The sequence below is a fragment of the Candidatus Poriferisodalis sp. genome, from assembly GCF_965208925.1.
GTDB lineage: Bacteria > Actinomycetota > Acidimicrobiia > Acidimicrobiales > Poriferisodalaceae > Poriferisodalis.
On sequence record NZ_OZ242364.1, the window covers coordinates 1257830 to 1279118 of the forward strand.

General features: G+C 67.1%; 19 protein-coding genes. All 19 read left to right on the plus strand.

Going from position 1 to position 21289, the window contains the following annotated elements; genetic code table 11:
* Positions 1-39: 39 nt before the first annotated feature.
* Positions 40-1506, plus strand: coding sequence for an NADH-quinone oxidoreductase subunit NuoF (gene nuoF / locus ACOGI5_RS05570; protein WP_419863455.1), 1467 nt, complete (start codon positions 40-42; stop codon positions 1504-1506).
* Positions 1499-3988 (plus strand): NADH-quinone oxidoreductase subunit NuoG, encoded by a 2490-nt coding sequence (gene nuoG / locus ACOGI5_RS05575; protein ID WP_419863456.1) that lies wholly within the window; start codon positions 1499-1501, stop codon positions 3986-3988. Before nuoF ends, nuoG begins: the two co-directional genes overlap by 8 nt.
* Positions 3985-5298 carry an NADH-quinone oxidoreductase subunit NuoH gene (gene nuoH / locus ACOGI5_RS05580; protein WP_419863457.1) on the plus strand — a complete coding sequence of 438 codons (1314 nt, stop codon included), beginning with the start codon at positions 3985-3987 and terminating at the stop codon, positions 5296-5298. The genes nuoG and nuoH (ACOGI5_RS05580) overlap by 4 nt, the downstream gene beginning before the upstream one ends.
* Complete coding sequence (gene nuoI, locus ACOGI5_RS05585) at positions 5298-5981, plus strand: NADH-quinone oxidoreductase subunit NuoI (RefSeq protein WP_419863458.1); 684 nt, start codon at positions 5298-5300, stop codon at positions 5979-5981. Before nuoH (ACOGI5_RS05580) ends, nuoI begins: the two co-directional genes overlap by 1 nt.
* Positions 5981-6622, plus strand: coding sequence for an NADH-quinone oxidoreductase subunit J (locus tag ACOGI5_RS05590; protein ID WP_419863459.1), 642 nt, complete (start codon positions 5981-5983; stop codon positions 6620-6622). Before nuoI ends, ACOGI5_RS05590 begins: the two co-directional genes overlap by 1 nt.
* A complete protein-coding gene (gene nuoK / locus ACOGI5_RS05595; protein ID WP_419854833.1) occupies positions 6619-6933 on the plus strand; it encodes an NADH-quinone oxidoreductase subunit NuoK in 315 nt (104 codons plus the stop codon). Before ACOGI5_RS05590 ends, nuoK (ACOGI5_RS05595) begins: the two co-directional genes overlap by 4 nt.
* Positions 6934-6937: 4 nt before the next feature.
* Positions 6938-8851, plus strand: coding sequence for an NADH-quinone oxidoreductase subunit L (nuoL, locus tag ACOGI5_RS05600; protein ID WP_419863460.1), 1914 nt, complete (start codon positions 6938-6940; stop codon positions 8849-8851).
* Between the two features lie 2 nt (positions 8852-8853).
* Positions 8854-10446: a complex I subunit 4 family protein gene (locus ACOGI5_RS05605; RefSeq protein WP_419863461.1), complete on the plus strand. Its 1593-nt coding sequence runs from the start codon at positions 8854-8856 to the stop codon at positions 10444-10446.
* Positions 10446-12023 (plus strand): NADH-quinone oxidoreductase subunit N, encoded by a 1578-nt coding sequence (locus tag ACOGI5_RS05610; protein WP_419863462.1) that lies wholly within the window; start codon positions 10446-10448, stop codon positions 12021-12023. The genes ACOGI5_RS05605 and ACOGI5_RS05610 overlap by 1 nt, the downstream gene beginning before the upstream one ends.
* Before the next feature lie 108 nt (positions 12024-12131).
* Complete coding sequence (locus ACOGI5_RS05615) at positions 12132-12497, plus strand: NADH-quinone oxidoreductase subunit A (RefSeq protein ID WP_419863463.1); 366 nt, start codon at positions 12132-12134, stop codon at positions 12495-12497.
* A gap of 20 nt (positions 12498-12517) precedes the next feature.
* Positions 12518-13081, plus strand: coding sequence for an NADH-quinone oxidoreductase subunit B (locus ACOGI5_RS05620; RefSeq protein ID WP_419863464.1), 564 nt, complete (start codon positions 12518-12520; stop codon positions 13079-13081).
* Positions 13082-13083: 2 nt separating this feature from the next.
* Positions 13084-13815 (plus strand): NADH-quinone oxidoreductase subunit C, encoded by a 732-nt coding sequence (locus ACOGI5_RS05625; RefSeq protein ID WP_419863465.1) that lies wholly within the window; start codon positions 13084-13086, stop codon positions 13813-13815.
* A complete protein-coding gene (locus tag ACOGI5_RS05630; RefSeq protein WP_323671381.1) occupies positions 13812-14996 on the plus strand; it encodes an NADH-quinone oxidoreductase subunit D 1 in 1185 nt (394 codons plus the stop codon). The genes ACOGI5_RS05625 and ACOGI5_RS05630 overlap by 4 nt, the downstream gene beginning before the upstream one ends.
* Complete coding sequence (gene nuoH, locus ACOGI5_RS05635) at positions 14993-16021, plus strand: NADH-quinone oxidoreductase subunit NuoH (protein ID WP_419863466.1); 1029 nt, start codon at positions 14993-14995, stop codon at positions 16019-16021. Before ACOGI5_RS05630 ends, nuoH (ACOGI5_RS05635) begins: the two co-directional genes overlap by 4 nt.
* A 63-nt stretch (positions 16022-16084) precedes the next feature.
* Positions 16085-16672 (plus strand): NuoI/complex I 23 kDa subunit family protein, encoded by a 588-nt coding sequence (locus ACOGI5_RS05640; RefSeq protein WP_419863467.1) that lies wholly within the window; start codon positions 16085-16087, stop codon positions 16670-16672.
* 8 nt (positions 16673-16680) lie between these two features.
* Positions 16681-17175, plus strand: a complete 495-nt coding sequence (locus ACOGI5_RS05645) for an NADH-quinone oxidoreductase subunit J (protein WP_323671378.1) — start codon at positions 16681-16683, stop codon at positions 17173-17175.
* Positions 17176-17181: 6 nt separating this feature from the next.
* Positions 17182-17481 (plus strand): NADH-quinone oxidoreductase subunit NuoK, encoded by a 300-nt coding sequence (gene nuoK, locus ACOGI5_RS05650; protein WP_419863468.1) that lies wholly within the window; start codon positions 17182-17184, stop codon positions 17479-17481.
* Positions 17482-17491: 10 nt separating this feature from the next.
* Positions 17492-19675, plus strand: coding sequence for an NADH-quinone oxidoreductase subunit L (gene nuoL / locus ACOGI5_RS05655; protein ID WP_419863469.1), 2184 nt, complete (start codon positions 17492-17494; stop codon positions 19673-19675).
* A gap of 44 nt (positions 19676-19719) precedes the next feature.
* Positions 19720-21282, plus strand: coding sequence for a complex I subunit 4 family protein (locus ACOGI5_RS05660; RefSeq protein ID WP_419863470.1), 1563 nt, complete (start codon positions 19720-19722; stop codon positions 21280-21282).
* Positions 21283-21289: the final 7 nt, after the last annotated feature.

Below are 21289 nucleotides of genomic sequence, written 5' to 3' on the forward strand. Positions count from 1 at the left end.
CGCGTCCGACGGCGACATACTCAGCGGAAGACTCAGCTGATGGCGTCGTACACGATTCCCCACGCGCCTGGTTTCGTAGCCAACGACGCGCCCCGCATCGTCACCGAGCGATTCGACCATCCCGACAGCTACACGCTCGAGCGCTACCTGGCTACCGGCGGTTACGAGGGATTGCGTGCCGCCTTGGGGCGCACACCCGATGACGTCCACGGCGAGGTTCGCAGCGCGACCCTGCTCGGGCGCGGCGGCGCTGGCTTTCCTGCAGGCGTGAAGTGGGGTTTCTGCCCGCCAGGGGTGTGGCCCCGCTACCTCGTCGTGAACGGTGATGAGTCCGAGCCGGGCACCTACAAGGACCGCCTGCTGATGGAGCTGGATCCGCATCAGCTCATCGAGGGATGCCTCATTGCTTGCTATGCGGTCGGGCTGTCGCAGTGCTTCCTGTACATACGCGGCGAGATGGCCGTCGCGCAGGAGCGTGTCGCGCAGGCCCTCAATGAGGCTTACGAGGCCGGCTGGGTAGGCCGCAACATCTGCGGCACCGACTTCTCGGTCGACATCGTGCTGCACTGGGGTGCTGGCGCCTATGTGGTGGGAGAGGAAACGGCCCTCATCGAGAGCCTGGAAGGCAACCGCGGCATGCCGCGGCTCAAGCCCCCCTACTTCCCGGCAGCCATCGGGCTGTACGGCCAGCCGACCATCGTCAACAACGTGGAGACCTTGGCGAACCTGCCGTGGATCATGCGCAACGGCGCTGCGGCATTCACGGCCATCGGCACGCCCACCTCGCCGGGCACGCGCATGATCGCTGTCAGCGGTCACGTTCAGCGCCCCGGCGTGTACGAGATCACCAACGGCACCACCACGTTCCGTGACCTCATCTACGGCGAGGACTACTGCGGAGGCCTGCGTCCCGGCCGGGAGCTGAAGGCGTTCGTGCCCGGCGGCGGCTCAGCCCCGTGGTTCACGCCGGCACAGCTCGACCTTCCCTTCGAGGCCTCCGAAGTGGGCCCGCAGGGCTCGATGCTGGGCTCGGGCGCGGTGATGGTGATGGACGACACCACCGACATCCCCGCCGCGGCGCTGACGTTGACCAAGTTCTACGCGCACGAGTCATGCGGCAAGTGCGTGCCGTGCCGGGAAGGGGCCACCTGGCTGGAGCGGGTGCTGCGGCGCGTGTGCGACGGCACGGGCACACCACGCGATCTCGAGGTGCTGCTCGAGGTCGGCGCTTCGATCAGCCCGGGAGACTTCCCTCACGCCGCGGTTCCCGAACGAGGCCTCGAGGCGAAACCGTTCCCGTACCAGATGACCACCATCTGCTTCGTAGGTCCGTCGGCATTCGCGCCGCTGCACTCGGCCATGACGCTGTTCCCCGAGGAGTTCGAGGCTCTGGTGGCCCCGAACGCGCATCTTGAGACCGGGCCGTCTCACGGCTCGGCATCAAGCACTGGCCTGCTTGGCAGCTCGGCATCCGGTTCAGTGTCGGAGGTGTCCATCCGTGTCTGACACAGCGGCTGCCGACGCTGCACCAAGCACCGTCGAGGTGACGATCAACGGAGTCGCCGTCGATGCGCGACCGGGCGAACTCGTCATCGCAGCGGCGGAGCGTGCCGGAGTGCACATCCCGCGCTTCTGTTACCACGAGCGGATGAGCTCGGTCGGCATGTGCCGCATGTGCCTCGTCGAGATCGACACCGGCCGCGGGCCTCAGCTGCAGGCATCCTGCATGGTCCCGGTCTCGCCGCAGATGGTGGTTGACACCGCCAGCGAGCGCACGCAGCGAGCACAGGAAGGCGTGCTCGAGCTGCTGCTCATCAACCATCCGCTGGACTGCCCGGTCTGCGACAAGGGCGGCGAGTGTCCGCTGCAGGACCAGACCATGGCCTACGGCCCGGGCGAGTCCAGGTTCGTCGAGGAGAAACGGCACTTCGAAAAGCCGATCCCCATCTCCGAGCTGGTGCACCTCGACCGTGAGCGCTGCATCCTGTGCGACCGCTGCACCCGGTTTGCGGATGAGATCGCCGGCGATCCGCTCATCGACTTCACCGAGCGCGGCAACGAGACCCAGGTGCTCACCTTCCCCGGCGAGCCCTTCTCGTCGTATTTCTCGGGCAACACGGTCCAGATCTGCCCGGTCGGTGCGCTCACCGCAGCGCCCTACCGCTTCAAAGCGCGGCCGTGGGATCTCGTCGAGACCGAGTCCACCTGCACGACGTGCTCAGTGGGCTGCCGGATCGCAGTGCAGTCGTCTCGCAACGAGTTGGTGCGCTATCTCGGTGTCGACATCGACCCGGTCAACCATGGCTGGCTGTGCGACAAGGGTCGCTTTGCCTTCGGCTCAGTGGCGAGCCCCAACCGGGTGACGACGCCGCTGCAGGCCCGCGCGCCGTCGGGCACCACCTCGGACCTCTCCGACGATGAGCCGCTGCGACGCTTCCAACCGACCGACTGGGCGAATGCCCTCGGTGCGGTGGCTGCTGCGATCAGGGCGGCCCGACCCGGCGCGATCGCCGTGCTCGGCGGTGCCCGCGGCACCAACGAGGACGCCTACGCCTGGTCGAAACTGGCCCGCACGGTGCTGCGTACCGACCACGTGGATGCGCAGCTCGGCGATGGGCTGCCCGCAGAGCTGGCGGTGGGCCTGCCGGCAGCGACGATCGATGAGGCGTGCAACGCCGACACGACGCTGCTGGTATGCGGAGACCTCCGCGAGGAGCTGCCGGTGCTGCACCTGCGCCTGCGCGGCGCGGCGCGAGCGGGCACCACCCGCTTGGTCGAGATTGCTCCGGCCACCACTGGTCTGACGCGAAACGCAGTTCGTGCCGAGCAGTGCCGAGGCGGCGAGGCGGCGTCGGTGCTGCGGAACCTGCTCGACGGCGACGACCCGCTGGTCGGCGAGCTGGCATCTGGATCGGTCGTCGTGGTGCTGGGCCGCTCGTCGGTGTCGGAGTCGGCCGAGGCGACGGCCGAGGTGGCCTCGGTGATCAGCGCCCGCGTCCCCCACGCCCGTTTCCTCGTCGCCGCACGCCGCGGCAACGTCCGCGGCGCGCTCGACATGGGCTTGGCGCCCGGGATGCTCCCGGGGCGGGCACTGAGCGCCAGCCCGCCGCCGGAGCTCGCGACGGCGTGGGGAGAACTGCCTGGCGAACGCGGGCACGACGCCACGGGAATCCTCACCGCAGCCGCCTCCGGCGAGATCGACGTGCTCTTCCTGCTCGGCGCTGATCCCCTGACTGACTTCCCCGACAGCATGCTGGCGCGCCTCGGCGTGTCGGGCGCGGGCACGGTGGTGGCGGTGGACTCGTTCGTGAGCCAATCGGTGGCGGAAGCCGACATCGTGCTGCCTGCCGCCGTGTTCGGGGAGAAATCGGGCACCACGACCAACCTGGAGGGACGCGTCTCGGCCGTCGGCGAGTTGGTGACGGCGCCGGGCTCAGCGCGTCCCGACTGGATGATCGCTGCCGAGCTGGCCGCGCTGTGCGGCGGCGACCTCGGCTTCCTGTCGGTCGAAGAGATAACTGCAGAGATCGCGACTGTATGCACCACGCATGCTGGGGTGACCGGCCCGGCCCTTGCCGCTGACGGCGTGGTGGCGCCGGGAGCGGCCTTCGAGCCCGAGTTCCCGCCCGAACACGTGGCGCCAGCGCGAGACGCCTACGGCCTCCGCCTGGTCTGCAGCCGCAAGCTGTACGACGGTGGCGTGACGGTCGGCCAGACGCCGGCGCTGGCGTCGCTGGCCGCCGAAACGGTGATGCGCGTGCACCCGGTTGACCTGGAGCGAGTGGGTGTCGAATCGGGCACCGAAGTCGAGGTGCATTCCGACCGCGGCGCGCTGCGGCTGCCGATCGTGGCCGACGCCGGCATCGCCCGCGGCAACGTCGCTGTGCTGTTCCCCTCGCCTCACATCGATGTGGGGGCATTGATCGACGTGACGGCCCCAGTCACCGACGTGCGGATCGAGACCCGCGCCGGCGAGGCGTCGAGATGACTGGGGATCCGCTGTTTGCCGATGGGGTCGACTGGGGCGACATCGGCATCATGGGCATCAAGGTGCTCGTGGCGTTCGCTGCACTGCTGGTCGCCACCATGTTCATGATCTGGTTCGAGCGCAAGCTGATCTCGGACATGCAGCACCGCATCGGTCCCAACGTGGCCGGACCGTGGGGCCTGCTGCAGGCCTTCGCCGACGGCGTGAAGTTCTTCTTCAAGGAAGACCTCCGCCCCGCCAATGCCGACCCCCTCGTCTTCCGGCTGGCGCCCTACATCTCGGCGGTCACCGCGTTCGTCGCTTTCGCGATCGTGCCGATCGGCGGCGTCTTCACCAACCCGGCGTCGGCTCCCACGGGAATTCGCAGCGGCACGGTCACGCTCTTCGGCAAGGAGACCATCCTGCAGGTGGCCGATCCGCCGGTCGGCATTCTGCTGCTGCTCGCGATGTCTTCAGTGGCCGTCTACGGCGTGATGCTGGCGGGCTGGTCTTCGGGATCGAAATACCCGCTCATCGGATCGGTACGGGCCTCGGCACAGGCCATCTCGTACGAAGCCGCGCTGGGCATGGCCGTGGTCGCGGCGGTGATCGTGACTGGCTCCCTGTCCACCCAGCACATCGTGGCGGACCAAGCGGGCGGCATCGGCAATTGGCTGATCCTGACGACTGGCATCGTGCCGTTCGTCGTCTTCCTCATCTCTGCAACTGCTGAGCTGAACCGCCCGCCGTTCGATCTCGTCGAGGCCGAGCAGGAGCTCGTAGGCGGTTTCCACACCGAGTACTCCTCGATCCGCTTCGCGCTGTTCTTCCTGGCCGAGTTCATGAATGTCATCACGATGTCGGCGATCATGGTCACGCTGTTCTTTGGCGGTCCGGCAGGACCCATCTTCTTCGGCCTGACGTGGCTGTGGCCCACCGTCTGGTTCCTGGTCAAGGTGCTCGCCTTCCTGTTCGTGTTCGTGTGGTTCCGGGCCACGCTGCCTCGGCTGCGCTACGACCAGCTGATGTCGCTGGGATGGAAGGTCCTCATCCCGGTGATGCTGTTCTGGCTGATGTTCCTGGGTCTGCGGCAGCTGGTATCCGACCAGGAGGGCTGGAACCTGGCGCAACAGCTGGTGGTGACGCTGGCGGTGAGCGCCGCAGCGTTCGCGCTGGGATGGGCGCTGCTGGCAGCAGCACTGCGGGCTGCCAAGCGTCGAGTTGACGACATCGACGAAGACTTCGACGCCGGCGCTGCGCCCCCGGACCGCACGCCCGCCGGCTCGGCGCCGCCCCGCGGCACGCCCAGCAACACAGCAGGGGGAGGCTGATGGGCTACCTCGACGGCTTCAAGGTCACGTTCGGCAAGCTCTTCGGCGAGCGGGTCACCACCGAGTACCCCCACGAGAAGCGGCCGAAGCCGCCTCGCTTCCACGGGCGCCACGTGCTCAACCGCTACCCCGACGGCATGGAGAAGTGCATCGGGTGCGAACTGTGCGCGGGTGTCTGCCCGGCCCGCTGCATCTACGTGCGCGGGGCCGACAATTCGCCCGACGACCCGGTGTCGCCGGGGGAGCGCTTCGGCTACGTCTACGAGATCAACTACCTGCGCTGCATTCACTGCGACCTGTGCGTGGAAGCCTGCCCGACCGAGGCCATCACCGAGACGAAGGTCTTCGAGTTCAGCTTCCCGACCCGCCGCGACGCCATCTACACCAAGGACGAGTTGCTGACCGACGGCGACGGCCGGCCCCGGCGCCAGCCGTGGGAGCTGTGGCACGACGGCGACGACGAGCACACGTCTGGCTGGATGCGGGCCACCTCGCCGTCGGGCCAGCCCGACTACGAGGGCCGTGTCGGCTGGAGCGGTGAGCTGGGCTACGGCGTGCGAGCGCCCGAGCAGGGCCAACACGCGGACTACGACGGCGGGGAAGACGACCCGCTCGCGGCCGGCGACGAGCCGACCGACCCCGACGAGCACGGCCACGCGCCTGCGGCAGGAGATCATCACTGATGGTCGAAGTGGTGGTGTTTGCGGTAGCCGGTGCCGCATGCCTCGTCGGCGCGGTCGGCGTGGTGCTGTCGCGCAATCCGGTGCATGCGGCGCTCATGCTGGTGATGACGCTGTTCGGCATTGCGGTGCTGTTCGTCGCGTTGCAGGCCCACTTCATCGCCGCTGTGCAGGTCATCGTGTACGCCGGTGCCATCGTGGTGCTGTTCCTGTTCGTCATCATGTTGCTCGGCGTGGATCGGGCCGCCGAGCTGTCGCTGGGCGCCTTGCCGGCCCAGCGATGGACCGCGGCCGCCTTCGGCATCGGCGGTGCCGCCGTGCTGGTGTGGCTGGTTGCGGCGGTGGACCGGATCTTCAAGGGCACTCGTTCGTACGAGCTTGAGCAACTCGGCATCGTCGCCGCCGACGCCGACGCGGCTGCCACGAGCTATGCCACCGATGTCAGCGCGATCGCCCGGTCGCTGTTCTCCGACTACGTGTACGCGTTCGAGCTGACGTCGCTGTTGCTCATTGTGGCGGTTATCGGAACAGTGATCCTGGCCCGGCGAAGCTACGGCGCCGATGGACGGCGCGCAGGTCAGCACGGCGGCAGCCATCCGCCGTCGGCTGAGAGCAGTCAGGCGTCGGAGGAGGCACGTCAGTGAGCGGCCTCGAGGTAACGACCGGCTGGTACCTGACGCTGGGGGCGATGCTGTTCCTCATCGGCGGCACAGGCTTGCTGGTACGGCGCAACCCGCTGATCATGCTCATGTGCGTCGAGCTGATGCTCAACGGCGTCAATCTCAGCTTCATTGCCTTCGCCGACCGCTTCGGCGACGTGCACGGGCACACGGTGGTGCTCTTCGTCTTGGTCGTGGCAGCGGCCGAGGTGGTGGTCGGTCTCGGTCTGGTGGTGGCGGTGCTGCGCGCCTCGCCTCGTGCGACAGCGGACGATCTGTCGGCCCTGAAGGGCTGAACCCATGGTCGAACTGGTATGGCTCATCCCCGCGCTGCCCCTCGCCGGGTTCGCCGTGCTCCTGCTGGCGGGGCCGCGTCTGGGCGAGCCGCGGGCCGGCTGGCTGGCCACCGCGGCCAGCGCCGGGTCGTTCCTGTTCACGCTCGTCACGTTTGCCGGGCTGCTGGGGCTCGACAATGAGCCAGGCGCTGCTGGCGGGCACAGCGGACGCTGGTTCACCTCGACGCTGTTCGAATGGATGCCGATCGGGGGTCTCAAGGTAGACGCTGCGCTGCTGGTGGACCCGCTGTCGATGACGATGGCGCTGTTCGTGACGGGCGTGGGCACGCTCATCCACCTGTACTCGGTCGGCTACATGCACGGCGACCCGAAGTACTCCAAGTTCTTCCTGTATCTCAACCTGTTCCTGTTCTCGATGCTCATGCTGGTGCTGGGCGAGAACCTCGTGGTCACCTTCCTGGGCTGGGAAGGCGTGGGCACCTGCTCGTACCTGCTCATCTCGTTCTGGCACGAGCGGCCTACCGCGGCCACCGCCGGCAAGAAGGCGTTCGTCACCAACCGGATCGGCGACTTCGGCTTCATGGTCGCCACATTCCTGCTGTGGACGACGCTCGGCACGGTGTCCTACGCCGGTTCGGAGAGCTTGGCGGCGGGAGTCCCGGCACTGGCCACCGGCACCGCCACAGCTGTCTCGCTGCTCCTGCTGCTCGCGGCCGCCGGCAAGTCCGCGCAGCTCCCGCTGTACGTGTGGCTGCCCGACGCCATGGAAGGCCCGACGCCGGTGTCGGCCATGGTGCACGCGGCCACGATGGTCACCGCCGGCGTGTACCTGCTGGTGCGGCTCAACCCGGTGCTGGACGCATCCGATTGGGCGCTGCCCGTCATTGCCATTGTCGGAGCAGCCACGGCACTGTTCGCGGCACTGGCCGCAGTGGCGCAGCACGACATCAAGAGAGTGCTGGCCTACTCCACGGTCAGCCAGCTCGGCTACATGTTCCTCGCCATCGGCTCGGGTGCATACGTGGCGGCCATCTTCCATGTGGTCACGCACGCGTTCTTCAAGGGGCTGCTGTTCCTGGGTTCGGGCTCGGTCATCCACGGCCTCGGCGATGAGCAGGACATGCGCCGCATGGGCGGCCTGCGGCTGCTCATGCCCGTCACCGCGGTCACGTTCATCGTGGGCTGGCTTGCTATCGCCGGCGTGCCGCCGCTGTCGGGCTTCTGGTCGAAGGACGAGATCCTGCTGGCGGCGTGGGAGCAGCCGGACATAGGGCCGCTGCTGTGGATCGTGGGCTTGGTCACTGCCCTGCTGACCGCCTACTACATGAGCCGCCAGACCTTCCTGGTGTTCTTCGGCGGCCAGCGCTGGGACGACAGCGCTCACCCGCACGAGTCACCGCCGACCATGACGCTGCCGCTCGTGCTGCTGGCCGGTGCAGCCGCCATCGGCGGCATCATGAACCTGCCGCTGGTGGGCGACTGGCTGGTGCTCGAGCACTTCTTGGAACCGGTGCTGGCGCATCCGCATCACTTCACGTCAGGAACCGGCACGAAGCTGGCGCTGGCGCTGGTTGCCGTCGTGGCGGCGCTCGGGGGCATTGCGTTCGCGATCCGTGCGTGGCTGCAGGCGCGCATTCCCACCGACAAGCTCGAGCCCGCGTTGCTCGAGAACGTCTTCTACGTCGACTCGACCATCTCGAACTTCGTGGGCGGTCCCGGCACCAAGGCGTTCGAGGCCGCAGCCGCTGCTGACCGACGCTTCGTCGACGGCGCTGTCAACGGCGTCGCGCGGCTGGTGCGCATGCTCGGCGAAGCTGTGCGGCCGCTGCAGTCGGGCTACCTGCGGCACTACGCATCAGGCGTTGCCGTCGGCGCGATCATCCTCGTCATCTGGCTCGCGCTGCGGGGCGTTTCCTAGCCATGGGCTCCCTGCTTGCCGCATCGGGTTCGGGAACGGACTTCCCGCTGCTGAATGCGTTGATCCTCGTGCCCGTGGCGGGCGCGCTGATCGTCGCCCTGCTGCCGCGCAGCCGCCCCGATCTGGCCCGTCCGCTCGGCACACTGTTCGCCGCCATCGGCGGTGCGCTGGCGCTGGCGTTGGCATGGCAATTCGACGCTGCCGATGCGGGCTTCCAGTTCGTCAGCCAGCAGTCGTGGATACCGGCGCTGGGCATCTCGTGGAAGGTCGGTGTCGACGGCATCTCGCTGTGGCTGGTGGTGCTGACCAGCGTGGTGGTGCCGATCGTGCTGGCCGGCGTCGACCCGCACCACGATCCCAAGCCCTACACGGCATGGATGCTGCTGCTGCAGGCCGGCTCGGTGGGCGCGTTCGTCGCGCTCGACCTGTTCCTGTTCTTCGTGATGTTCGAAGTGGTGCTGGTGCCCATGTACTTCCTCATCGCGGGCTGGGGCTACGAGGGTCGCCGCTACGCCGCCACGAAGTTCTTCATCTACACGATGGCGGGCTCGGCGCTGCTGCTCGTGGCGATCGTGGCGACGGCGGTGCTCGGCTCGCCCGACAGCGGCATCACGTTCGACCTGGTGGCGCTGGCCGAAGGCCAGCACCTGGCAACCAACACCGCCCGGCTGTGCTTCGTGGCGTTCGCCATCGCTTTCCTGGTGAAGGTGCCCGTGGTGCCGCTGCACACGTGGCTGCCCGATGCGCACACCGAAGCCCCCACCGCGGGCTCGGTGGTGCTGGCGGCCGTGCTGCTGAAACTCGGCACCTACGGCCTGCTGCGCTTCGGCCTCTATCTGTTCCCCGAAGCGTCCGACTGGGCCGCGCCCGTGCTGGTGACCGTCGGTGTGGTGGGGGTGATCTGGGGCGCGATCACCGCAGCCATGCAGCGCGACCTCAAGCGGCTCGTCGCCTACTCCTCGGTCGCGCACATGGGCTTCATCGTGCTCGGCATCTTCGCGTTCACTGCCCAGGCTGTGGGCGGCGGGGTGATCCAGATGGTCAACCATGGCATCAGCACTGGTGCCCTGTTCCTGCTGGTGGGGATGCTGTACGAGCGGCGTCACACCCGCCAGATCGACGAGCTCGCCGGCATCCAGTCGGCCGCGCCGGTCTATGCCGGGGTGTTCACGCTGATCATGCTGTCGTCGGTGGGCGTGCCGGGCCTGAACGGGTTCGTGGGCGAGTTCCTGATTTTGATCGGGTCGTTCGAGACGCGACGCTGGTGGACGGTCATCGCTGCCACCGGCGTGATCCTGGCGGCGCTGTACCTGCTGTGGGCCTACCAGCGGGTGTTCCATGGGCCGCCCGCAGCGGCTGACCGCCAGACGGCCGATCTGCGCCGGGGCGAATTGCTGACACTGGCACCGTTCGTCGTTGCCGCGGTGGCGCTCGGCGTGTACCCGAAGCCCCTGCTCAACGCAGTGGAGCCGGCAGCCGACAAGCTGCTGGAGCACTTCTCCGAGCACAGCGGCTTCGAAGTGCCCGAGCCGGGCGATCCGGTTGTCGTGGACCACGGCGACAGCGCCAGTGAGCACGACGAGGACGGGCACTGATGGCCCAGGTCCAAGACGTGTTCGTCTCCCCGACCGTCGATTGGTGGGTCCTCGTACCCCAGATCATCCTGGTCGGCGCCGTGCTCGGGCTGCTGCTGGTGGCCTCGCTGGTGCCGCGGGCGCTGCCGAGCTGGGTGTCCACCATCACCACCATCGCCACGGGTGCCGCTGCAGCCATCGTGGCCGCCGTCCAGTGGGGCATGTGGGGATCGACGCCCCGGCCCACGCTGAACGGGGCCTTCGTGAGCGACGGCTTCAGCCTGCTGCTGACGGTGCTGATCGGCGCCGGCGTGGTCATGACGGCGCTGGTCGCGCATTCGGCCCTCGACCGCTATGACATGGCGCCGCCGGAGTTCTCCGCGTTGCTGCTCGCGTCTGCTGCGGGTGCGGTCGTCATGGCCGGCGCGAACGACCTCATCGTGCTGTTCCTCGGCCTCGAATCGCTGTCGATCGCGCTGTACGTGCTGATCGCGCTCGCGGGGCGGCGGGCGTCCGCACGCGAGTCGGCCATGAAGTACTTCGTGCTGGGGGCGTTCAGCTCGGCGTTCTTCCTGTACGGCATCGCGCTCGTCTATGGCTCGACGGGCGGCACCAACCTCAGCGGCATCGGCGGCTTCCTCTTCGGTTCCATCAGGGAAACCGACTACCTGTTGCTCGCCGGCGTCGCCCTGCTGCTCGTGGGCCTGGGGTTCAAGGTGGCCGCCGTCCCGTTCCACTTCTGGGCACCCGATGTGTACGAGGGTGCGCCGAGCCCGGTCACCGGTTATCTGGCGTCGATCGCCAAGGCCGCCGGCTTCGCCGCGCTGGCGCGCGTGCTGTACGTAGCGGTGTTCCAACAGAGCACTGCTTGGAAGCCGATCATGGTCGCGCTGGCCTTCGCCACACTCGCAGTCGGCGCGGTCATGGCCATCTGCCAGAACGACGTGAAGCGGATGCTGGCCTACAGCTCGATCAGCCACGCAGGCTTCGTGCTGGTCGGCCTCTCCGCAGTCCCGGCGGCCAGCGGACTGGTGCAATGGACCGAAGGCGGCGGCGACGCTGTGTCGTCGTCGGTCTTCTACCTGATCGTCTACTCGTTCATGGCGCTGGGCAGTTTCGCGGTGCTGTCGGTAGTCGGCGCTGAGCTTCAGTCGTCGGAACCCGATGCGAGCGCTCACGCCCTCAGCCGCTACGGCGGGCTTGCACGTCGCCGCCCAGTCCTGACGCTCGCCTTCGCTGTGCTGCTGCTGGCGCAGGCCGGCGTTCCGCTCACGGCTGGCTTCGTCGCGAAGTTCGAGGTCATCCGAGCGGCCATCGGTGCCAACGGCTACGTCCTCGCCACAGTCGCCATGGTCACAGCGGTGGTGAGCGCCTTCGCCTACCTGCGGGTCGTGCTGGCCATGTACGCCCCGGAGGGATCGGCCGATGATGACCACAGCGCCCCGTCGGCGCGAGCAGGCCGTCCGCGCTGGGGTGGCCTGCCCCTGACATCGGTCTTCGCCATCAGCCTCACGGTGGCAGTGACGCTCGTTGTCGGCGTATTCCCGCAAACGCTCCTCGAATGGAGCCGGGACGCCGTCCTGTCGATCATCCTGTAACCCGCCAGGACCAGAGACTGAGCACGATTTCGGCGTCGTTTCCGGCACACGATTCTCGCCGCCGGTGATTCGGCGCAGGGTGGCGCGAAGTCGCTAGCGTTGCGGTCCGTGTCCGGCCTCTTGCGGAGCTATCTGACTGTCGCGATCTTCGGCGCAGCGGCAGTCTTGATGGCCTTCACAATGTTCGGAGTCGCACGGATCCTGCGGCCGCAGCGACCGACGCCCCAGAAGCTCATCGCCTACGAGAGCGGCGTCGATCCGGTCGGCAGCGATTGGACCCAGAGCCAGATCCGTTACTACGTCTTCGCGGTGCTGTTCGTCCTGTTCGACGTGGAGGCCGTGTTCATCTTTCCTTGGGCGACGCGGCTTGAGGTCTACGCCCTGTTCGGCCTGGTCGAGATGGCGATCTTCATCTTCATCCTGGTGTTGGGCCTGTTCTACGCATGGCGCAAGGGCGTCCTGCGCTGGGTGTGAGGGGCTGAGGGAATCCCGCTATGGCACTGGTCGACAAGGTCAAACTGCCTAAGCCGCTGAGCTGGCTGTTGAACTTCGGCCGGGCACGCTCGCTGTGGGTGTACCAGTGGGGTCTGGCCTGCTGCGCCATCGAGATGGGCGCTGCGTTCGGCTCGCCCCGCTACGACGTGATGCGCCTCGGAGTTATCCCGTTCCCGGCCAGCCCGCGCCAAGCCGACTTGGTGGTGATCTCCGGCACCGTCACTGACAAGATGGCGCCGGTTATCCGCCGCCTGTACGAGCAGATGCCCGAGCCCAAGTACGTCATCTCGATGGGCTCGTGCGCGAACTGCGGCGGGCCCTACTGGGACAGCTACTCGGTGACCAAGGGCGTCGACCAGGTCATCCCTGTCGATGTGTATGTGCCCGGCTGCCCGCCGCGGCCCGAAGCGCTGCTTGAGGGCATTGTCCTGCTACAGGAGCGGATCCAGCGCGAAGACATGCAGGAACGCTGGAAAGGCGAGCCGATCGTCGTCCCGGCCTCGCCGGGAGCATCAGGCACTGGGTCGCCGTCGGCAGTTCCAGCAGGATCGGCGCGGGCGTAGCCATGGCCGACGACACCGGCGACGAGCAGCCCGGCGACGAGGCGCGCGAAGCGCTCGCCGCAGAACTGTCCGAGCTGCTCGGCGATGCGGTGATGGAGTCTCATGTGGAAGCCTGCCAGAACCTTTGGCTGCGCGTCGACATCGAGCAGTGGCGTGCCGTGATGGCAGCGCTGCGCGATGCAGGATTCGCCTACTTCGGGTTCCTGTCGGCCATCGACTGGACCGATGCGCCCGAAGGCCGTTACGAAGACACCGAGTTTGATGCCGCTGGTGTGGGCGAGGAAGACGATGAGGCCTCCAGCGCCACGGCCGAAGAGACCGTGCGGCGAGGCGGCGGCGAAACTCGCTTCCAACTGCTCGCGCAGCTGCATTCGCCGGCCCGGCACGCCGCCGTGCTCATCAAGGCCGATGTGCCCGAGGCCGCCGGCAGCGACGGGTCCAGTGCTCCCGCATCGGTGCCGTCGATCATCGATGTCTTCACCGGGGCCGACTGGCACGAGCGCGAAGCCCACGAGATGTTCGGCCTCGTCTTCGACGGCCATCCGAACCTGGCGCCCATCTACCTGCCCACCGAGTTCGAAGGCCACCCGCTGCGCAAAGACTTCCCCCTGCTGGCACGTGCGGTCAAGCCGTGGCCCGGCGTGGTTGACATCGAAGAGATCCCACCCGAGCTCGAAGCCCAGCTCGAGGCCGAGGTGATGGCCGAGTTCGAAGCGTCGGGAGCCGGAACGTGAGTCCCCCGCCGACGGCGTCAGCGCTGCGAGAGCAGCAGGCCTACGTGGCAGCGCAGGCCGCGGACGCTCGCGTCAATGTCGAGCTCGACACCGGCGACATGACGCTGAACATCGGCCCGCAGCACCCCGCTACCCACGGCACACTGCGCATCGCCTGCCAACTCGACGGCGAGCAGGTCATCTCGGCCGAGCCGCTGATGGGCTACATGCACCGCGGCTACGAGAAGCTGTGCGAGGTCCGCACCTACCCGCAGTGCACCACGCTGATCAACCGCATCGACTGGCTGGGCAGTTTTGCCAACGAGGTGCCGTTCATCCTGGCGGCCGAGCAGCTGATGGGGGTGGAGGCCCCGCCCCGTGCCCAGTGGATCCGCACCATCCTGTTCGAGCTGAGCCGCATTGCGAACGTGTCGCTGTTCCTCGGCGACATGGGCGTGCAGGTCGGCGCGCTCACCCCGGTGTTCTTCGCCTTCCGCGACCGCGAGCGGGTGCTCAATCAGATCGAAGAGGTCACCGGCGGCCGCTTCCACCCCAACTTCGACCGCATCGGCGGCCTGAAGGACGACATCCCCCGCGGCTGGATCGCCGAGACGCACGCCGTCATGGCCAAGATGCGCGGTTTCTGCGACGAGATGGAAGACCTGCTCATGGGCAACGAGATCTTCCAGACTCGCTGCCGCAGCGTCGGCGTGATCCCGGGCGACGTGGCGCTCAGCTACGGCCTGTCGGGCGCCAACCTCCGAGCCAGCGGCGTCGACTGGGACCTGCGCCGCGACGCAAACCCGGGCCTCGCCTGGGATCAGGTCGACTGGCGGGTCTGGACTCACCCCGACGGCGACTCGTTCGCCCGCTACTGGGTGCGCCTGCAGGAGACCCGCGAGGCCACCAAGATCGTCGACCAGCTGCTCGACGGCATCCCCTCGGGCCCGATCATGGCCAAGGTGCCGCGCATCATCAAGGTGCCCGCCGGTGAGGCCTACGTCTCCACGGAGAACCCGCTGGGCGAGATGGGCTACTACGTGGTGTCCAAGGGCGGTCTGGGCCCGTTCCGGGTGAAGATCCGCACGCCCAGCTTCAGCAACATCTCGGTCGTGCCGTGGGTGATGCGGGGCACGTACGTGCCCGACATCATCACCATCCTCGGCTCGCTGTACTTCATCCTCGGGGATATCGACCGGTGACGGACCTGCTGGGACTGGCGTACTGGGCGGAGACCAGCATCAAGCTGGGCGTCGCGCTCATCGTCATCCCGACTGCCGCGCTCATGCTCGGCTACCTGTTCCTGCTGAAGATGATGGCGTTCATGCAGAGCCGGCTCGGCCCCCAGGACGTCGGCCCCTACGGCACGCTGCAGCTCATCGCCGACGCGGTGAAGTTCCTCCAGAAGGAAGACATCCACCCCGCCGCCGCCGACCGGCGTGTGTTCCGGGCAGCCCCCGTGGTGGTGCTGGCCTCGTCGTTCCTGCTGTTCGTGGTGCTGCCCACGGGCCCCGACGCTGTGGTGGAGAACCTGGACACCGGGATCTTCTACGCGATGGCGGTCTCGTCGCTGTCGGTGCTGGGCGTGCTGATGGCCGGCTGGGCCTCAGCCAACAAGTACGCACTGCTCGGCGGCCTGCGTGCGGCGGGCCAGCTCATTGCGTATGAGCTGCCGCTGATCCTCGCCGTGATGGGCGTGGTCATCCAGGCCGACTCGCTCAACCTGCAGCAGATCGTCCGAGCCCAGGCGGAGGGCGAGATCTTCGGCTTCGGCCTCATCGGCAACCCGTTCATCCTGACGCAGTTCGTCGGCTTTCTGATTTTCATGATCGCCGCCCAGGCCGAGCTGACCCAGACGCCGTTCGACATGCCTGTGGCCGAGACCGAGCTGGTCGGCGGCTTCCACGTGGAGTACACGGGCTTCCGCTTCCTGCTGTTCTTCATGGCCGAAGTGGCCACGGCATTCGCCTTCTCGGCGCTCGCCACCGTGATGTTCCTGGGCGGCTGGTGGATCCCGGGCTTCGACTTCGATGCCCCGGTGCTGAACGTGCTCGGCCCCGTGGTGATGCTCGTCAAGATCCTGCTGGTGGCCTTCGTCATCTTCTGGATCCGCTTCACCTACCCCCGCCTGCGCGAGGACCAGCTGCAGAAGTTTGCGTGGAAGGTCCTCATCCCGCTCTCGCTCGCGAACATCGTCGTGACCGGAATCTTCAAGGTGGTGCTCTAGATGCCACACCTCGCCGGACTCCATAAAGACCTCGTGACCGGAATCTTCAAGGTGGTGCTCTAGATGCCACAGCTCCCCGGACTCCTGAAGGGCCTCGGCGTGACGGCGCGCACCGCCATGCGCACGCTGTTCCCCAAGCGCGGCCTGCGCACGCTCATCCCGGCGCCGCAGCAAGGCTCAGTCACCGTGCAGTACCCGCACGAGAAGGAAGCACCGCCTGACCGGGCGCGCGGCGTGATCGCGCTGCACGAGGAGAACTGCACGGCCTGCATGCTGTGCTCGCGGTCGTGCCCCGACTGGTGCATCTACATCGAGGGCCACAAGGTGAAGGCCCCGCCCCGGCGTGCGGGCGGTGCGGTTCGCTCGGTCAACGTGGTCGACCGGTTCGACATCGACTACGCGCTGTGCATGTACTGCGGCATCTGCGTGGAGGTGTGCCCGTTCGACGCACTGTTCTGGACGCCCGAATACGAGTACTCCGAGCCGCACATCGCCGATCTCCTGCACGACCGCATCCGCCTCAGCGAGTGGATGGAAACCGTGCCCGAGTTCTTGGACTACGAACCTGGCTCGGAGCAGAAGGTGCGCAAGGTTCCCGACTTCGGCACTGACGATTTCCTGCCCGCGCGGAAGCTCGAAGCAGGGAGCTAGGACGCCCGATGGTTGCGCAGAACATCGCCTTCGGCATCATCGCGGGTATCACCGTGCTGGCTGCCATTGGCATGGTCTCGACGCGCAACATCGTGCACGCAGCCTTGTTCCTGGTGATGGTGCTGGGCGGCCTTGCGGCCAACTACGTGCTGCTGACGGCTGAGTTCATCGCCACCACGCAGGTGCTCGTCTACATCGGCGCCGTGATGGTGCTGTTCCTGTTCGGCATCATGCTGACCCGGGCGCCGATCGGGCGAATACCCCAGATGACCGGCGCCACGTGGCCGGTTGCCGCGTTGTCGGCGCTCGCCCTCGGCGGCATCACCGTCTACGCCCTCATCGACCGCTTCGGCACCGATTCGCTGGCCACCGACAACACGGTCTTCCGCACGGCTGACGTGTCGGATTCGGTCTTCTCGCAGTACATCATCCCGTTCGAAGCCGTCTCGGTGCTGCTGCTTGCAGCGCTGATCGGCGCCGTCGTGCTGGCGCGCAGGGACTGAGCGCTCATGCTGCTGAACCAGTTCCTGCTGCTCGGTGCGGTGCTGTTCGCCATCGGCGTCTATGGCGTGCTGGCGCGCCGCAACGGCGTGATGGTGCTGATGTCGATCGAGCTGATGCTCAACGCTGTCAACCTCAACCTGGTGGCGTTCGGGCTGCAGCACGACGTGGTATCGGGGCAGGTTTTTGCTCTGTTCATCATTGCGGTCGCAGCGGCCGAAGTCGGCGTGGGCCTGGCCATCGTGCTGCTGCTGTACCGCAACCGCAAGTCGATCGCGGTCGACGAGTTCGACCTGATGAAGGGCTGAGCGCCGGCGTATGTGGATCCTTGAGAACGCCTTCCTCATCCCGCTGATCCCGGCGATCTCCTTCGTCGTCATCCTGCTGTTCGGCCGCAGCGTCATCGGCGTGGAGCGGGTCCAGAAGGTGGGCATTACCGCAGTCGGCATCGTGTGGATACTCTCGATGATCGCCGCGGTCTCCTGGATCACCCGGGTGGAAGACAGCACCTCGTCCAAGTCCGACGACGCCGAACACGCCCAGATCGCAGTCAACGAAGGGCTGAGCGCTTCCGCAGCCGCCGGCGTCGACGGCGAGCTGCATCTCGCCGCCGAAGACGACGGCCACGGCGCCGACGGCCACGGTTACGCCACCACCGAGCCCGTCATCTCCGAGGCGGACGGCTGGTGGTCGAGCGGCGGCGTCGACTTCGCAGTGGGCACGCTGGTGGACGGCCAGACCGTGCTGCTGCTGGTGGTGGTCACGTCCATCTCCTTGCTGGTGCACATCTATTCCAGCGAGTACGTGAAGGGCGACCGGCGCTTCGTCCACTACTACGCCTTCCTGAGCCTGTTCACCGCTTCGATGCTCTTCTTCGTGATGGCCCAGAACCTGGTCCAGATGATCGTGGGCTGGGAGCTGGTGGGCGTGTGCAGCTTCGTGCTGATCGGGCATTGGTGGGAGGAACGGCCGAATACCGACGCGGCCGTGAAGGCCTTCCTGACCAATCGCGTCGGCGACATCGGCCTGCTGGTCGGCGTCGCGATCCTCTTTGGCACTTTCGGCACGTTCGACATCGACGCGATCAATCGCGCTGTCGGCGAGATGGGCAGCGAGGTCCACTTCGCCATGCTGATGGCGTCGATCGCGCTGATGGCTGCGGTGTGCTCCAAGTCGGGCCAGTTTCCGCTGCACACCTGGCTGCCCGATGCCATGGCCGGGCCCACGCCGGTCTCGGCGCTGATCCATGCCGCGACGATGGTCGTGGCGGGCGTGTTCATGATCGGCCGGCTCTACCCGGTTTTCTACGAGGGCTTCTCCATCGGCACCTCGTCGATCAACCTGATGGCGTTCATCGGCGGCTTCACGGCGCTGGCCGGCGCCGGGCTGGCCTTCGCCCAGTGGGACATCAAGAAGGTGCTGGCCTACAGCACCGTCAGCCAGCTCGGCTACATGGTGATGGCGCTGGGCGTGGGTGCGTGGACCGCGGCCATGTTCCATCTGTTCACGCATGCCTTCTTCAAGGCCTGCCTGTTCCTGGGGGCCGGCTCGGTCAGCCATGCGGCGCACCACACCTTCGACATGCGTGAGATGGGCGGCCTGCGCAAGTACATGCCGCACACCTACAAGACGTTCGTGATCTCGACGCTGGCGCTGGCCGGCATCTTCCCCTTCGCCGGATTCTGGTCGAAGGACGAGATCTTGCTGGGGGCACTCGCCGGGCAGCAGAACGCGTACCCGCTCATGCTCATCTTCGGCTGCGTCGTGGCACTGCTGACCGCCGCCTACATGACCCGGGTCATCTGGTACACGTTCTGGGGCGAATACCGGGGTCACGGCCACCCGCACGAGTCACCCAAGGTGATGACGGTGCCGCTGTGGATCCTGGCGGTCATGGCGGTGGTGGCGGGCGCATTCAACCTGCCGACGCCGGTGCTGGAGCTCTTCGGTCTCGAAGGCCTCGCGCATCTCGTGCAGACCTACGCCGAGCCCACGCACTACCTGAATGCGATCGGGCTGTCGCATCCCGATCCGTCGCTGTGGCTGGCGCTCGTTGGCCTCGCGCTGGCGCTGGCCGGCATCGCCATCACGTTCGTCTACTTCTGGCGCAACGCCGGGCCGCACGGGCTCACCGAGCGGAACCGCTACGCCAAGGCGGGGTACACGTTCCTCGAGCAGAAGTACTACCTCGACCACCTCTACACCGACATCGTGGTGGGCTCGATCAAGGCGCCGATCGCCCGGGCGGCCAACTGGGTCAACGACAACGTGATCGACAAGGTGGTCAACACCGCCGGCGAGGGGGCACGAGACAGCGGCCGCTGGGTGTATCGCTGGATCGACCAGGGCACCATCGACAACACCGTCAACGCGCTCGGCACTGGCGCCGATGCCGGCGGTCAGGGTCTGCGGGTGATGCAGACCGGCAAGGTCCAGAACTACGGCTCGCTGCTGTTCGGCACAGCGGCCGTGGTTGCCATCGTGTTCGTGATCGTGCTGTGACCGGCGATGGGCATGCAGGTTCGTAACCAAGAGGGAGCTTCGTAGTGGACGCAACTGGATTCGACGCTTGGGCGCTGACGCTCGCGGTCTTCCTGCCGGCCGTCGGCGCACTCGTGATGATGCTGGTGCCGCGCGCCCGCGAACTCGAGCTGAAGACCATCGCCCTCGGGGCCTCGCTGGCGTCGCTGGCAGTCGGCGTGTACCTGCTGTTCACCTTCGACTACGGCAACGCCGGATCGCTGCAGTTCGTCGTGGAGAAGGGCTGGATCAACGCCATCGACGCCGATTACATCATGGGGCTCGACGGCCTGTCGCTGCCGTTGCTGATCCTGTCGATGGTGATCATCCCGCTGTGCGTGATCTACTCGTGGGAGCACATTCCCGAGCCGGGCAACGCCAAGGCCTTCCTGATCTTGATGCTGATCCTGGCGTCGGGCATGAACGGCACCTTCGTGGCGCAGGACCTCATTCTGTTCTTCGTCTTCTTCGAGGTTGTGCTGCTGCCGATGTACTTCATGATCGGCGTGTGGGGCGGCGAGAACCGTCGCTATGCCTCGCTGAAGTTCTTCCTGTTCACGCTGTTCGGCTCGGCGCTGATGATCGTCAGCTTCGTGGCGCTGTACTTCGTGGCCACCGGCGCGAACGGGCTGGATCTGCGCAGCTTCGACATGCGGGTGCTGGCCGACGCCGCTGGCGGCGACCTGGCCCGCGGCACCCAGGCGATCATCTTCGCCGGTTTGTTCATGGGCTTCGGCATCAAGGTGCCGATGTTCCCGTTCCACACCTGGCTGCCCGACGCGCACACCGAGGCACCGACGGTGGGCTCGGTGATCCTGGCAGCGATCCTGCTGAAGCTCGGCACCTACGGCTTCGTGCGGATCGCGCTGCCGTTCCTGCCCGAAGGCGCTGCGGCATGGGCGCCCTGGATCGGCCTGCTGGCGGTGATCGGCATCATCTACGGCGCCTTGGGCTGCCTGGCCCAGACCGACATGAAACGGCTCATCGCCTTCAGCTCGGTGGCGCACATGGGCTTCGTGATGCTGGGCATCGCCACACTGACCCCGATCGGCATCAACGCTGCGGTGTTCGGCATGGTGGCCCACGGCATCATCACCGGGATGCTCTTCTTCCTGGCGGGTTCGGTGAAAGAGCGCTATCACACGCTCGAGATCAGCCGGCTGGGCGGCCTGCTGAAGTCGGCGCCGCGCATGGGCTGGATCCTGGCCATCTCTGCGATGGCATCGCTCGGCCTGCCCGGCTTGGCGGGCTTCTGGGGCGAGTTCCCGGCGATCCTGTCTGCCTACAACCCGGGCGCGGGACTGCCTGAAGAGACCTTCCGCACCTACATGGTGATCGCCGCCGTGGGAACGGTGTTTGCTGCCGGCTACCTGCTGTGGCTGTTCCAGCGCAGTGCGTTCGGCGAGCCCAAGCCCGAATGGGAAGGGCACACGATCGCCGATGTCAATCGCTACGAGTGGGCGGCGTGGACGCCGCTCATCATCGCGATGGTGCTCTTCGGCTGGGTTCCCGGACTGATCTTCGGTGTGGTCGATGACGTGTCGACCGGCATCGCCGAGAGCATCAGCGCGGCGGTGGGCGGGAGCTGACCGTGGA